Source organism: Pedobacter ginsenosidimutans (genome assembly GCF_001442625.1).
In the GTDB taxonomy this organism is placed as follows: Bacteria; Bacteroidota; Bacteroidia; order Sphingobacteriales; family Sphingobacteriaceae; genus Pedobacter; species Pedobacter ginsenosidimutans.
Genome location: NZ_LMZQ01000005.1, coordinates 185300 through 198571 on the forward strand (window position 1 = coordinate 185300; position 13272 = coordinate 198571).

Below are 13272 nucleotides of genomic sequence, written 5' to 3' on the forward strand. Positions count from 1 at the left end.
TTTAAGCTTTCTTAACCTCTTTTTTAATTTCGGGATGATTATCCTGAATGGATTTACGCCCTGTTTCTATCTCAATTTCTTTCGTGGTGACCGCATAATGAGAAGGGTAAATTTCAGATCCAAAAGCAACCGCATAAGCCTTGGTAAATTCGGCACCAAAATATAAAATGATAGAAGAATAATAAGTCCATAAAAGCACAACCACTAATGAGCCCGTTGCGCCATAAGTACTACCAACATTGCTCTGCCCTATGTAAAGTGAAATGGCAAATTTACCGATCATAAATAGTAAAGCGGTAACTATTGCACCAGCAATTACATCACGCCATTTTATAATTGCATCGGGTAATACCTTAAATATTACACCAAATATTAATGAGATAACGGCTAAGGTTACGATCTGATTGAGAATGTAAAATACAACAACAGATATTTCGGCAAAGCGGGCCTGCAAACGATCGCTAAAGGCATCGAGTACAGATGTAACCGCTAATGAAACCAGCAGTACAAAACCTAAACTGATAATTACAGAAAATGATAAGAAACGGTTTTGTAATAGTTTAACCCACCCTCTTTTAGGTTTAGGTTTTAAACCCCAAATGGTATTAATAGAATCCTGGATATCGCCAAAAACGGTAGTTGCCCCAATTAATAGGGTTATGATTCCAATAATTAAAGCAATGGTGCTTTTTCCATCCAGATAAGCATTCTTGATTAACTGTTGTAAGGAAACGGCTGATTCTCTGCCTAAAAACCCTTCAAGCTGTGCATAAACCTGTCCTTCGGCTATTTCTCTCCCCAAAAATATACCGCACAAAGAAATAATAACCACGAGCAGTGGCGCCATAGAAAACACCGTATAATAGGCTAATGAGCCACTAAGTTTCGTTACTTTATGATTGTTAAATCCTGTAAACGATGCTTTTAAAATGCCCCAAATTGCTTTTAAAGTGATTTTATTCTTTGCCATAAACAAATATTTAAGATGAGATGCCCTAAACTTAAACCGCTTATTTTTTGAATTGTTTGTTAATTAATTAACGAAGACAGAGTGCAAAGAAACCAAATGCACAAAAAAAGCTCCGATTTTTGGTCGGAGCTTTTTCTTTATCGATTAGATGATTTTGTATTATTTAGCCTTAATCCAGGAGGCAATATCGTTAACTAAAGTTTCGGATACGCTTACAGCTGCCTGATATTGGGCCATTGTACCCTTTTCGGTTTGAGAACTTAACAGGTGATTTAAATCCGGGTAAAATTTAAGAACTACGTTTTTCTTTTTACTCAAAGCAGCGTTCCATAAATCAAAATCTACTTTGCCCACCTGAAAATCATTACCGCCCTGCAGTACATATATTTTAGGTTTCGAAAGACTTTTTGCTACAGCAACCTGATTGTAAGTATTTAAATCTGCCCAATATTTTGCAGGCAGCCCTAAAATTAAAGAATCAGGTTTTATGGTAGTTCCCAACTGCGAAATTCTACTTTTATCAATTTCCACATAAGCATCTGCCAGTTGTTTTTTAAAGGCAGCTGTTGTATCATTAGCCTGATCGAACATATACTTATTCTGATCAACAATAATATCTGTTAGTTTTCTTGCAGGTGTTGCGGCCAAAATAATCCCCGCTAAATCAGGTGTAATGGTTGCCATTTTAGGTGCCAGCATTCCGCCTAAACTATGGCCGAATACATAAACGGCTTTGGGATTGGCGCCAGCAACCGTTTTTGCGAGTGCGATAGCTGCAGTTGCATCATCCAATACCTCTTCTTTTACCGTAAAAGCCTTGCTAAATTCGTTCGGATAGATTAAGGTCCGTTTTACATAACGAACAGAAGCAATTCCTTTAGCGGCTAAACCTCCAGCCAGATCTTTAAAGGGTTTATTCGCACCAACTGTTTCATCCATATCGGCCGGACCAGAGCCATGTACAAAAACCACTACAGGGAAATTTTTAGCATTTTTTGGCGTGGTGATAATGGCCGCCAATTGTTTTCCTGCCGGACCAATGTATACCGACTTTTCCTGGTATAAACTGGTATCAACATAAGTCGGTTTTAGATAAGAGGCCGTCTTTCGGGATGGTGCCAGGAAGATTCCGACTATTTTCTGTTGTTTATTAAAACCTAAAATAAAGTTCTGATCACCGTTAGCAAATTTACCCTCTACCGTTACAGCGAAAAACTCGCCCTGGGCTTTACTTTGAATGGCATCTAACGATTCTGCTTTTCCATATTTTGTTCCGATATCTCCCCAAAGTTTCTTTAAACTCTCTTCTGTTAATTTCGTTTTTAAAGTATCATCAAAGAAAGCGTGGGCATCTTTAAATTTCTCTTCCTGTAACAGCTTAAAAAAGTCGTTTGCACCGTTGAAGAGCTGGATCACATTTTGAGAAAATGCTGTGGTTGTAAATAATAAAGCAATTATGAATAAAAGGCTCTTTTTCATCCGTATATTTTTGTTTTAATGGTAATGAGATTTCACGATTCATCCTTTTCTGGATCTAAAAAATCATGACGGTTTCATGTATTGTGTTTGGTTGTTTACAATACCCAAAGTTAACAATATTTGGTTCTGAAAAGCCCCTAACTAAACTAGCCGTTTAGTTTTAACTAATTTTAACATTTGATACCAGTTTCTTCCATAAAATATACGGGATAAACATAATTACCAATGCAACCAGTGGCGGAATTAAAAGCGACATACCATCGCCAACAAATACCCTGGAGGCAAAGGCGCCAATAAAATTAATGGCAAAACCTGCATAGGCCCACTCTTTAATGGTTGTAAATTTATTTTGCAAGATGGATGCCGCCCCAAGCAGTTTAGCAATGCCAACGATAATGAGCAGGTACATCGGATAACCGAGGTGTTTAAGTACTTCTTTGCCTGCTTCCTGTTGAGTAATTCCTCCAACGCCATCCATAATCATCATTAATGCAAAAATAATAGTGGCAATCCAATACCATGTTTTTAACTTCTTCATATTGATCTGTTTTTATCGTAATTAATTAACCAGTTATTTCCAAAGCGATCTGTTAAATCTCCGAAAAGTGCTCCCCAAAATGTTTCCTGTAATGGATGTGAAGCTTTCCCTCCTGCTGAAAGTTTATGGTAAAAAGACTGGGCCTCTTCTTCCGAATTACAGTTCAGCATCATGGAAATCGAATTTCCCTTAATTAATCCGCGTTCTTCTACCATATCAGTTGCCATAATTACCAAATCATCTTTAGCCAAAACAGCATGCATAATACTCCGCTTCATAATGTTGGGCATTTTATCAACAATAACCGATTCTCCAATGGTTTCGAGGGTCAGTTCTCCCCCCAAACAATCCTGATAAAAAGTCATTGCTTCACGGCAGTTGCCGTTAAAAGTGAGATATGAGTTTATACTAGCCAATTGATTTTATTTTTCGATGCCTACCATTAAGCGCACATCTGTTTCGTTAATATACATTTCAAGGCAATAGCCGTTTGGATCGATGTTGGGTTGATGGAGCAGTTTTTCGAAAGTTTTTCCTATTTGGCTAACATCTTTCATAAAATCGGGAACCAGCTCACTAATAAATGTTCCTTTTCTTATGGTAAAAGTTTCGACACCAAATTTCTCAGCTTCGCCATCTGCTATTTCTTCAACGGCAGCCTTATAAATAATCTCACGCTTTTCGTTGGGTCTGCTTATTCCAAAATACCTGCGTTGCTCAAGGGGAAACAGGGCATGAAGTTTTTGGTGCGCCGCTAAAACTCCATTTGGGAAAGATTCGGCAGTAATGCACATTACCTTAATATCCTCATTTAAAATATACTCTTCCATTGTCATTATCGGCATTACCGCTTTAAAGATTAACTGAAACGATTAACAACACAAACATACGGGCAGAAATCAACAAGCTAAATATGTAGAAACGACAATTGCGGGGGTTGTTTACGACAAATAGCCTCGTTATATTTGAATTATGAAACATGTATCTATCTTAATTCCAGAGACTGCCGTGATTGAAGCCATTGCAGATCCCCGCTATCTATTTACCGCTGTTAACGAGTTTTTACAGGCATCGGGCAAACCCCCGCTTTTTAAAGTTGAGCTTGTAGGGATGACGAAAGAGGTGAGATTGAACAACAGCCTTTTTTCTGTGCACGTTGATAAACTGCTGCATGAGGTTGAGCATACCGATCTTATATTTGTACCAGCCATTAGCGGCAATATAGGGTATGCGATGGAAGCTAACCAGGATCTACTCCCGTGGATTATAAAACAACACGCTAAAGGTGCAGAAGTAGCTTCGCTCTGTATGGGTGCTTTTTTACTGGCGGCAACCGGTTTGTTAGATGGGCGGAAATGTTCTACGCATTGGCTGTTTGCCAACCAATTTAGAGAAATGTTCCCTGAAGTAGAGCTGGTAGATGGTAGTATTATTACCGATGCGCAGGGTTTATACTCTAGCGGTGGTGCAAACTCTTACTGGAACCTACTTTTATACCTTGTTGAAAAACATACGGATAGAGATACCGCCATTTTAGCGGCAAAATACTTTGCTATTGATATCGATCGCGAGAGTCAGCTGGCTTTTATGATGTTCCAGGGGCAGAAGGGACATGAAGATGCAAAAATTAAAAAAGCGCAGGAATTTATTGATGGCAATTACCAGGAACGGATTACTGTAGATCAACTGGCCGATATGCTGGCATTGGGTAGAAGAAGTTTTGAGCGGAGATTTAAAAGCGCGACCAAAAATACAGTAATCGAATACATTCAAAGGGTTAAAATTGAGGCTGCAAAACGGAGTTTCGAGTCGAGCAGAAAAAACATAACTGAGGTAATGTTCGATGTAGGTTATACAGATACAAAATCGTTTAGGGATGTTTTCAAAAAAATTACGGGTTTAACACCTATTGAGTACCGGAACAAATACCATAAAGCCGTACCTGTTTTGCAGGTTTAACAGCATTTGTAGAAAAAAATAAAAAAAATTTAAGCTGTACACAATATATTCTATTTACAGCGTTTATGTATGTGAGAGCGTTAATTTAGATGACGGGGATACTGCCTAAGGGTGGAATCCCCGTTTCTTTTTTGTTTGTCATCCTGAGGGGTAATTTATGGTATAAAAATCGATATGAGTGATGAGTAATTGATTTCTTTTGCCATACACCACGATCTTGCCTCGGCTTGCCGCCGCCGAAGGGCTCTTTCTTTTTGGCATCAAAAAGACCAGCGTAGCTAGCTTGAATGCCGTTGAAAACATAAAAGCCCCTGAAAAAACAAAAAATGCCGGCTGAAAATTTTTCTTTTCAAGCCAGTTGCACGGCTAGAACAGTGCAGCCCGAAAAATTTGTTAGGCCGGATTTAAGTAAAACGGAGATATGGTGCTACGGCCTAGTTGGGCGGAAATACGAAATCGACATAAACCGTTCATATTTAAATAATTACAAAATAATATCAATAATAGCCTATCTTAAACAGATTTCTCCGTTCCGCTTTACTTCATCCGATAGCTATCGGATCGAAATGACGATTAAGTAGCTAAATAGTCTATCATGCATTTCTAGGCATTTTTTTTTAAAATAAAAAAAGGGGCATTGTTAAAAAATGTCCCTTTTTAAAATATATGATGGAGTTAAGAATTTTAGCTTTCCTTATCAGTAAAATCAACTGGTTTCTTTTCAAAATACTGATCGAAGTTTTGCACTTTTTTAGGTTTTAGAATTACATACAGTCCTAACCCGATTAATATTAAAGCTGTACTGATTCTTGACAGATCGAAATCAAAAATGGTTATCGCTTTAAGCGTAAATAAACCACCTATTATCGTTAAGGCTAACCAGCTACTGCCCTGGAAGTTTTTACGGTAACCCATCCACAAACCAATACCTAACATAATGGTGTGCCATTTCAATATCCAGTGTGGAACATCTATTCCTGAGTTTCTTAATAAGAACACCGAACCGATTGCTATGATTAAAACACCTAAACCAAATTGTTTATCTGCGTGATTTTTTTTGATTAAATTTTCCATGACTGTTTGTTTTTATGATTCAAATGTATCACGAATACCAATGCTGGAGAATGGCTTTTCCCTTAGTTGTGATGTTTTATCGGTGAGTGAAATAAAACTGTCGGTGAAAAAATTATAAGAATTTAAGGAAGGGAGGATTTATCGGTGAAATGTTATTAGTCCGAAGTCAGTAGTCCTGAGTCCGAAGTCGATTAATCGATGTAAACAATAAACCAATGACTAATGAACCAGTAAACCAACTATCATTCGAAAATGATTATATCCGTTTCTTCGCTCATAATTACTTTTGAAGTGATGTTAATGAATAAACCATGGGCTAATAATCCGTTAATCTGATTGAGATCAGTAGATAGTTTTTCAGGATCATCAATAAGGCCAAAATCGGCATCGATAATCAGGTTACCATTGTCGGTAATAAATGTTTTATTGTCTACAGACCTCAATACACCCTTTCCACCGAGTTCATTAATCTGATCGAATACATATTGATAGGCCAGTGGTATTACTTCAACAGGAACAGTAAAAGCGCCCAATTTTTTAACCTTTTTAGAAGCATCGGTAATGATGATGGCATTTTTACTCAGTGAAGCGATTATTTTTTCTCTAAACAGTGCTCCGCCTCCGCCTTTAATCAGATCGAGTGATTCTGTAAATTCGTCGGCTCCATCGATACTGATATCAATTTTGCTTAAAAACCCGAGATCAAGAATTTCGATGCCCAGAGATTTTGCGAGTTCTTCTGTTCGGATGGAACTTGCAGCAGCTTTTATCTTAAGCCCTTCTTTTACACGTTTACCTAATTCTTTAATGGCAAAGGTTGTGGTAGATCCCGTACCCAGGCCTACTACATCACCATCTTTAACAAATTTTACTGCCGCCAGGGCAGCCGCTAGTTTTTCTGCATCTTGTTGAGTTTTATCTATAGTAGCCATAAAGTAAAAATAGCTTTAAATGATAAACATCGCAAAAATGAAAAAAAATTTACTGCTAATGCAATAAATCGTTTTTATAGCGTTTATGTATATGAGAGCGTTAATTTAGATGATGGGGATTCTGCAATAGTGGAATCCCCATTTCTTTTTCTCATGAATTATGTCATCCTGAGCGTAGTCGAAGGATCTTTTCATTTAATAGACCCTGAAATAGGGTGACAGGCTAAGTTGTAGATTTCTCCATTTCGCTATGCTTCATCCGATAGCTATCGGATCGAAATGACGACGACCCGCAACAACTGAACTACCCTACACAAATCAATGCGAAAAAATTTCATTCACAATACAATAAATCTTATTTACATCGTTTATGTATATGAGAGCGTTAATTTAGATGATGGGGATTCTGCAATAGTGGAATCCCCATTTCTTTTATAACAAAAAAACGGCTGGTATTTCTACCAACCGTTACGTAACAATTAAACTATCTTATTTATTTAAAGAATTTATCCAGCCTGCAATTTTTAAAGCTTCCGCTTTGGTTACTTGCGGCATTGGAGGCATTTCTGTTGAGTAACCCGGCCAATTTTGTGGTTGTGGATTGTGGATCAACTGAAATATTTTCTCTGCTGAATACTTACGTTTTGCAATTTCTACGAATGGCGGGCCAATTTGTCTTTTGGTTTGATTGTGGCAGGCCAGACAAGTGTTTTTAGTTAATAAACCTTCAACTTCTTTAAAGGTAGGTGCTTTAGTTGTAGCAGTAGGTTTAGCCGGAGTAGCCGTTCCTTTTGCTTCAGGTGCTTTTCCTGTGGTGCCTTTTGGCACTGCCGTTTTCTTAGCAGGAACATTAACCGGTGCCGCCGAGTTTTTGGTACTTACTTCACTGGTAGAAAGTTTATTTCCATCGGGAATCTGGTTCAAGGTATAATAAGCTACCGGATGAACCAAAGAATAAAAACCATCTTGCGATCTTAAACCATCTAATGTTAAGGTATGGATGTAATATTGACGAAGGTTTTGTACAATAATCCTGGCTTTTAATCCATCTGCCGAAACTTTAACGCCAGAGATTTTTAATTTCTCGGTGTTTACAGGTGGCGAACCATACACCGGGTGATATTTGTAAATAAAGCTTTCTGCATCATATGAAGCTAGATCTTCTGCCGATTTACGATCAACAGGCATGGTAAACTCTACTTCAAAACCATCAGGCATTGCCCTAACAGCTTTCATTTCGAAAGGGGTTTTATTGTTGTACACCAATCTTTCTAAACCTTCGTTGGCATCACCTGCCGATCCCCAACCACGGTTGGTTTCTCCAACAAACAGTGAACCATCTGTACCCCACTCTAACCTTAATACTCCTGAACGGAAACCTTTACGGAAAAGGAAAGCAGCGCCTTGTTCCTCACCTTTCACTGTCTCCATAAAAATCCTCGAAATAATACTCATTCCCTGATCGCCAACTAAAATCTGACCAGCGAACGGCCCGAATGTGTTTGCAGGAATTTTAACAGGTTCTGCAGAAGAGATACCCAAAATACCATAAGGCAACCAAACTGATGGCAAACGTAATTCAGGGAATACTTTCTTCATTTCGAATAAGGTTTTGAATGTTTCGTTTACCCTATTCTCTGGTTTAATGTATCTTCCTTGTTCGTTTTTGGTTCTGCGTTCGTCTATTTGCGAGTAAAAGAAATCTGATTGCAGTTTAACCGGAGAGTTTGGTAAATTAGTCCATCTTAAACTGGCTGGGTGGCCCATAAAATCACCTTTATTTACTTTCCATAAACCACCTGAACCTACCCAGTCGCCCTGATTTTCGGTATAATAAAACTGTCCATCAATACTACCAATCCCCGCTGGCGAACGGAAACCCGCAGCATAAGGACTCATTTTACCATCTTCGGTAATGTTCATGGCCCAACCACGCATCGGCACACGGCTTTCTGCCCTCCACCACTCTTCATCGCCAAAGGCCACGTTTCCGGTAACCATAAAAGTACCATCGGGCATTAACTTCGGCCCAAAACTATATTCGTGATAGTGCCCACTTAAAGGCCATGCATAAATGGTTTCATATACGTCGGCTTTACCATCCTGGTCCTTATCAACCAGTTTGGTCAATTCGCCACGCTGTGCCACATATAATGCACCATTTTTATAAGCGATGCCTAAAATTTCGTGCAAACCATAAGCAAATCTGCGCCAGTAAGGCTTGGCACTCGTAGGGTTTTCTACAATATATACTTCTCCTCTACGGGTAGAAATACCTAAATCGCCATTTGGGAGGGTAATCAGACCACCAACTTCTAAAATGGGGCCTTCGGGTACGCGTACTTTATTTATCCTGAAAAAATCTTCTTCTTTCGGTGTTTCCTGTGCAAAAACTGTAGTAAAGCTAAAACTTAATGCCAGTATTGCTAATTTTTTAAATGTATTTCTCATTGTCATTCCAATTAAAACAAAATGGTATAATTTAACTTAGTTCCAATAGCTACGATAACTTCTTTCTTGCCATCAACTTCTCTGATTACTGGTTTAGCAGTTCCTTCAGCAAGTTGGATATAGTAAGATTTATCATCAATCAGGTATAAACCCTTGGCTACTTCTTCTATATCAGAACCGGTTGCCAATAGGAAATATAGATCTTTTGATGGTTTATCAACAGCAATCTCTCTCGTTAAACCTTGTCCATTTTCCATCACCTTAACGGCATCGGTAACAGTTGCTCCATTAATGATGTACTTAAACTCCGGACGGTCTTGTTTATCCATTACATACCCTTTGGTTCTGAAACCAGTACCAGCAGTATCAGCAATCCATTTAGCTTGATCGTTCGCTAATTTTGCAATGGCTAAAATTGGCTTTTTAGTAAAACGGGTAACACTGCCCAAAGCACGTGAGGTACCATTTCCACGCCCATCCCACATTGGTGTAGCATCGATAAAATCGCCATGCCATCCCTGTAATAATGTACCATTATCTAAGTCGTAGCTATAAGCAACTTTTTCAGGTCCACCTACCGAAATAGCATGTACCGAACGTACTCTTGGTGCAACATCAACAAAACTTCTGATCATATTGTTGCTTGCGGCTTCAATGTAAATTGGATCTGCCCCACCGTTTTGGTTTGGTTTTGGAATTTCTGATAGTTCGCTGATTTGGATATTTCTGAACGCTACCGAACCGTGATCACCTTGTAAACGTAAAGGTCCTTTTGCTTTTTCAGCTCCTGCAGCTCCTCTGGTTGCACCAAATAGCTCAACATTTTCGTGAATCAGTACACCATTTAGTTCTGCACTGATGATTTTAGCATTTTGCGTTTTCTTTCCTGATGCATCAAATTTTGGTGCCTGGAAGATAATTTTAATGTGCTGCCATAAACCGGGTGCTTTACTTGCATTTTGACGGGGAGCAACACCTCCAAACCCTTTTTCGGCTTCGGGTTTGCTATCGTCCCAACGTTGGTAAATACCACCATTGTTTGATGAACTTGGGTTTTTCAATCCCCATGCATCGTCTATCTGGATTTCGTAATTACCTTGAAGATAAATACCAGAATTTGTTCCTTTTGCAGTTAAATAATCTAATTCTACAGCTACATCGCCATACTCGTTCACGGTATATAAATCAGAACCCGCTTTTTTTGCTGTAGATTGATTAATCAATATCCCATCACCTTTGGTTGTTTTTAAAACATTTTCGGCGTTTAGGTCGGCCACCACATTTTGGGCGAGTGACCATGAATTTGAAGGGTTTTTAAAGGCTGAAAGATCTTTGAGATCAATACGCTGGCCAAATGCCAACAGGGTTCCGCAAAGCCAGAAAATGGCTGTAAAACCCGTCTTTGAAATGTTCATATACTTGGTTTGTTAGTTTTAGCTTAATTAGGACTAAAGATTTTCCTAAAAAATGAGGCTGTATCATAATTGTAAACTTAATCCGTCCTTCGACAGGCTCTCCGTAGGAGTCCTTTGGACAGGATGACAAATCTATATTTATGATACAGTCTCTATTGTTTTTCTATTTTTCTGTTGATAATGAATAAGGGAAATCAGTTGGGTTTGAACCTCTGGTTTTATTCGGTGTTGCTGTCATATTGAAATTTAACACCGCGCCTTTTTGCAAGCCACTGTGGCTGATCCAGTTTTTAGAATATGGTTTACCATTCATCTGTAACGACTGAACATAACGGTTGTTATCGCTATTGGCAGGTGCATTAATCACCACAGTTTTACCATTTTCTAAAGTAACAGTTATCTTTTTAAACAAAGGAGCACCCAAAACATACTGATCAACCGCAGGTGTTACCGGATAGAAGCCCATTGCTGAGAAAACGTACCAGGCAGAAGTTTGCCCGTTATCTTCGTCACCACAATATCCATCAGGCGTAGGTTTGTACATTCTGTTCATGGTTTCTCTTACCCAATATTGTGTTTTATAAGGCGCACCACCGTAGTTATATAGGTAAATCATGTGCTGAATCGGTTGGTTACCATGTGCATATTGACCCATGTTTGCAATCTGCATTTCGCGGATTTCATGAATTACACCACCATAAGCACTCTCATCAAATACCGGAGGCATCGAGAAAACTGAATCCAGTTTGGTTACAAATTTACTGTGGCCACCCATTAATCTGGCTAAACCATCAACATCCTGAAAAACAGACCAGGTATAGTGCCAGCTGTTACCTTCGGTAAATGCACCGCCCCATTTAAATGGACTGAATGGGCTTTGGAAAGTTCCATCCTGATTTTTGCCACGCATTAAACCTGAGGCCGGATCGAAAAGATTCTTGTAGTTCATGGCTCTTTTCTTATAAATATCGATCTCTGATGCTGGTTTACCTAAAGCTCTTCCTAACTGATAAATGGTAAAATCATCATACGAATACTCTAAAGTTTTAGCGGCATTTTCATTCTTTTTCACATCGAAAGGTACATAGCCCAATTCGTTGTAATATTTAACACCATCGCGGCCAACGGCTTCCATTGGCCCTTCATTGTTTGCGCCATGTTTTAAAGCCTGCCATAACGTTTCGATGTCGTAACCACGCATACCTTTGATATAAGCATCAGAAACTACCGAAGCAGAGTTGTTACCCACCATAATGTTTGCATAACCCGGACTGCTCCACTCTGGTAACCAACCACCTTCTTTATAATCGTTGATTAAGCCTTGTTGCATTTCCTTGTTAATTGAAGGATAAACCAGGTTTAAGAAAGGATATAATGCCCTAAAAGTGTCCCAGAAACCCGTTCCAGCGAACATGTATCCTGGTAAAACCTGTCCGTTGTAAGGACTCCAGTGTACGATCTGATTTTGTGCATCAATTTCATATAATTTATTTGGGAAGAACAACGTGCGGTACATTGCAGAATAGAATGTACGGGTTTGATCTATAGTACCACCTTCAACTGCAATTTTACTTAATGTTTTGTTCCAGGTTGCTCTACCTTTTGCTTTTGTGGCATCGAAACCATCGTTAGCCAATTCTCTTTTTAGGTTTAAATCAGCCTGCTCAAAACTGATAAACGAAGAGGCCACTTTTGCAATTACCTGCTCGCCTTTTTGTGTAGCGAAACCAATCACAGCGCCGGCGTGGTCTACAGTTAATTCTAAATCTTTATCGTTAAGTTTTTTATCATCCCAGGTTTTAGCCAATTTGAAATCTTTGTTGAAATAGATGACAAAGTAATTTTTGAAATTTTTAGGCAGTGGCCCACGGGCATATTTAGTGGTATAACCAATAATTTTTCTTTCTGCCGGAATAATTTTAATGTAAGAGCCTTTATTCTGTGCATCTACCACCACATAAGCGCTATCCGTTTTAGGAAAGGTAAACCTGAACTGGGCAGCTCGTTCTGTTGGCGTAATTTCGGTTGTTACATCAGCATCTGCTAAGTATACACTGTAATAATACGGCTTAGAAACCTCTGCTTTATGGCTGAACCAGCTAGCACGCTCATCATCTGTGAATTTTAATTTACCTGTAACTGGCATAAGCGCAAAAGCGCCGTAATCGTTCATCCAGGGCGAAGGCTGATGTGTTTGTTTAAAGCCACGGATTTTGTCGGCATCGTAAACATAAGCCCATCCATCGCCGTTTTTACCAGTTTGTGGTGTCCACATGTTCATTCCCCAAGGCAAACCAATTGCCGGGTAGGTGTTTCCGTTAGATAGTGATGGTTTGGATGCTGTTCCCATTAACGGGTTTATCCAATCTACCGGATCTGTAATTTTGCCTATTGTTTGCGCGAAGCTGGTTGACGCCGCAACACTCAATAAAGCGATAAATAATCTTTTCATTT

Annotated in this window: 11 protein-coding genes; 1 reads left to right on the forward strand and 10 read right to left on the reverse strand. The window is 39.0% G+C overall.

Annotation, left to right across the window (positions count from 1 at the left end):
* Position 1 precedes the first annotated feature (1 nt).
* The 5 genes from ASU31_RS09210 to ASU31_RS09230 form a co-directional block, all read right to left on the reverse strand.
* Positions 2–970, reverse strand: a complete 969-nt coding sequence (locus ASU31_RS09210; RefSeq protein WP_057932051.1) for a YihY/virulence factor BrkB family protein — start codon at positions 968–970, stop codon at positions 2–4.
* A 159-nt stretch (positions 971–1129) separates the two neighbouring features.
* Positions 1130–2449: an alpha/beta hydrolase gene (locus tag ASU31_RS09215; RefSeq protein ID WP_057932052.1), complete on the reverse strand. Its 1320-nt coding sequence runs from the start codon at positions 2447–2449 to the stop codon at positions 1130–1132.
* 160 nt (positions 2450–2609) lie between these two features.
* Entirely contained in the window at positions 2610–2987 is a 378-nt protein-coding gene (locus tag ASU31_RS09220) for a DoxX family protein (RefSeq protein ID WP_057932053.1), read from the reverse strand.
* Complete coding sequence (locus tag ASU31_RS09225; RefSeq protein ID WP_057932054.1) at positions 2984–3403, reverse strand: VOC family protein; 420 nt, start codon at positions 3401–3403, stop codon at positions 2984–2986. The genes ASU31_RS09220 and ASU31_RS09225 overlap by 4 nt, the downstream gene beginning before the upstream one ends.
* Positions 3404–3409: 6 nt before the next feature.
* Positions 3410–3817: a hypothetical protein gene (locus ASU31_RS09230; RefSeq protein ID WP_057932055.1), complete on the reverse strand. Its 408-nt coding sequence runs from the start codon at positions 3815–3817 to the stop codon at positions 3410–3412.
* A 142-nt stretch (positions 3818–3959) separates the two neighbouring features.
* On the opposite strand from ASU31_RS09230, the gene ASU31_RS09235 reads away from it, so the two are divergent.
* Positions 3960–4946: a GlxA family transcriptional regulator gene (locus ASU31_RS09235; RefSeq protein ID WP_057932056.1), complete on the forward strand. Its 987-nt coding sequence runs from the start codon at positions 3960–3962 to the stop codon at positions 4944–4946.
* 684 nt (positions 4947–5630) lie between these two features.
* Here ASU31_RS09235 and ASU31_RS09240 read toward each other — a convergent pair.
* The 5 genes from ASU31_RS09240 to ASU31_RS09265 form a co-directional block, all read right to left on the reverse strand.
* Positions 5631–6020, reverse strand: coding sequence for a LiaF transmembrane domain-containing protein (locus tag ASU31_RS09240; protein WP_057932057.1), 390 nt, complete (start codon positions 6018–6020; stop codon positions 5631–5633).
* Between the two features lie 242 nt (positions 6021–6262).
* The gene (gene rpiA, locus ASU31_RS09245) at positions 6263–6952 is read right to left on the reverse strand and encodes a ribose-5-phosphate isomerase RpiA (RefSeq protein WP_057932058.1); all 690 of its coding nucleotides are present in this window, start codon (positions 6950–6952) and stop codon (positions 6263–6265) included.
* Positions 6953–7441: 489 nt separating this feature from the next.
* Entirely contained in the window at positions 7442–9403 is a 1962-nt protein-coding gene (locus ASU31_RS09255) for a hypothetical protein (RefSeq protein WP_057932060.1), read from the reverse strand.
* A gap of 11 nt (positions 9404–9414) precedes the next feature.
* Positions 9415–10818, reverse strand: coding sequence for a 3-keto-disaccharide hydrolase (locus ASU31_RS09260; protein WP_057932061.1), 1404 nt, complete (start codon positions 10816–10818; stop codon positions 9415–9417).
* Between the two features lie 163 nt (positions 10819–10981).
* Positions 10982–13270: a GH92 family glycosyl hydrolase gene (locus ASU31_RS09265; protein WP_057932062.1), complete on the reverse strand. Its 2289-nt coding sequence runs from the start codon at positions 13268–13270 to the stop codon at positions 10982–10984.
* Between the last annotated feature and the right edge of the window lie 2 nt (positions 13271–13272).

What these genes read in the sequence shown, in the direction of transcription:
- ASU31_RS09220 (WP_057932053.1), bottom strand. Translation starts at nt 2,987, where the DNA reads ATGAAGAAGTTAAAAACATGGTATTGGATTGCCACTATTATTTTTGCA.
- ASU31_RS09240 (WP_057932057.1), bottom strand. Translation starts at nt 6,020, where the DNA reads ATGGAAAATTTAATCAAAAAAAATCACGCAGATAAACAATTTGGTTTA.
- ASU31_RS09235 (WP_057932056.1), top strand. Translation starts at nt 3,960, where the DNA reads ATGAAACATGTATCTATCTTAATTCCAGAGACTGCCGTGATTGAAGCC.
- ASU31_RS09210 (WP_057932051.1), bottom strand. Translation starts at nt 970, where the DNA reads ATGGCAAAGAATAAAATCACTTTAAAAGCAATTTGGGGCATTTTAAAA.
- ASU31_RS09265 (WP_057932062.1), bottom strand. Translation starts at nt 13,270, where the DNA reads ATGAAAAGATTATTTATCGCTTTATTGAGTGTTGCGGCGTCAACCAGC.
- ASU31_RS09255 (WP_057932060.1), bottom strand. Translation starts at nt 9,403, where the DNA reads ATGAGAAATACATTTAAAAAATTAGCAATACTGGCATTAAGTTTTAGC.
- ASU31_RS09230 (WP_057932055.1), bottom strand. Translation starts at nt 3,817, where the DNA reads ATGGAAGAGTATATTTTAAATGAGGATATTAAGGTAATGTGCATTACT.
- ASU31_RS09215 (WP_057932052.1), bottom strand. Translation starts at nt 2,449, where the DNA reads ATGAAAAAGAGCCTTTTATTCATAATTGCTTTATTATTTACAACCACA.
- ASU31_RS09260 (WP_057932061.1), bottom strand. Translation starts at nt 10,818, where the DNA reads ATGAACATTTCAAAGACGGGTTTTACAGCCATTTTCTGGCTTTGCGGA.
- rpiA (WP_057932058.1), bottom strand. Translation starts at nt 6,952, where the DNA reads ATGGCTACTATAGATAAAACTCAACAAGATGCAGAAAAACTAGCGGCT.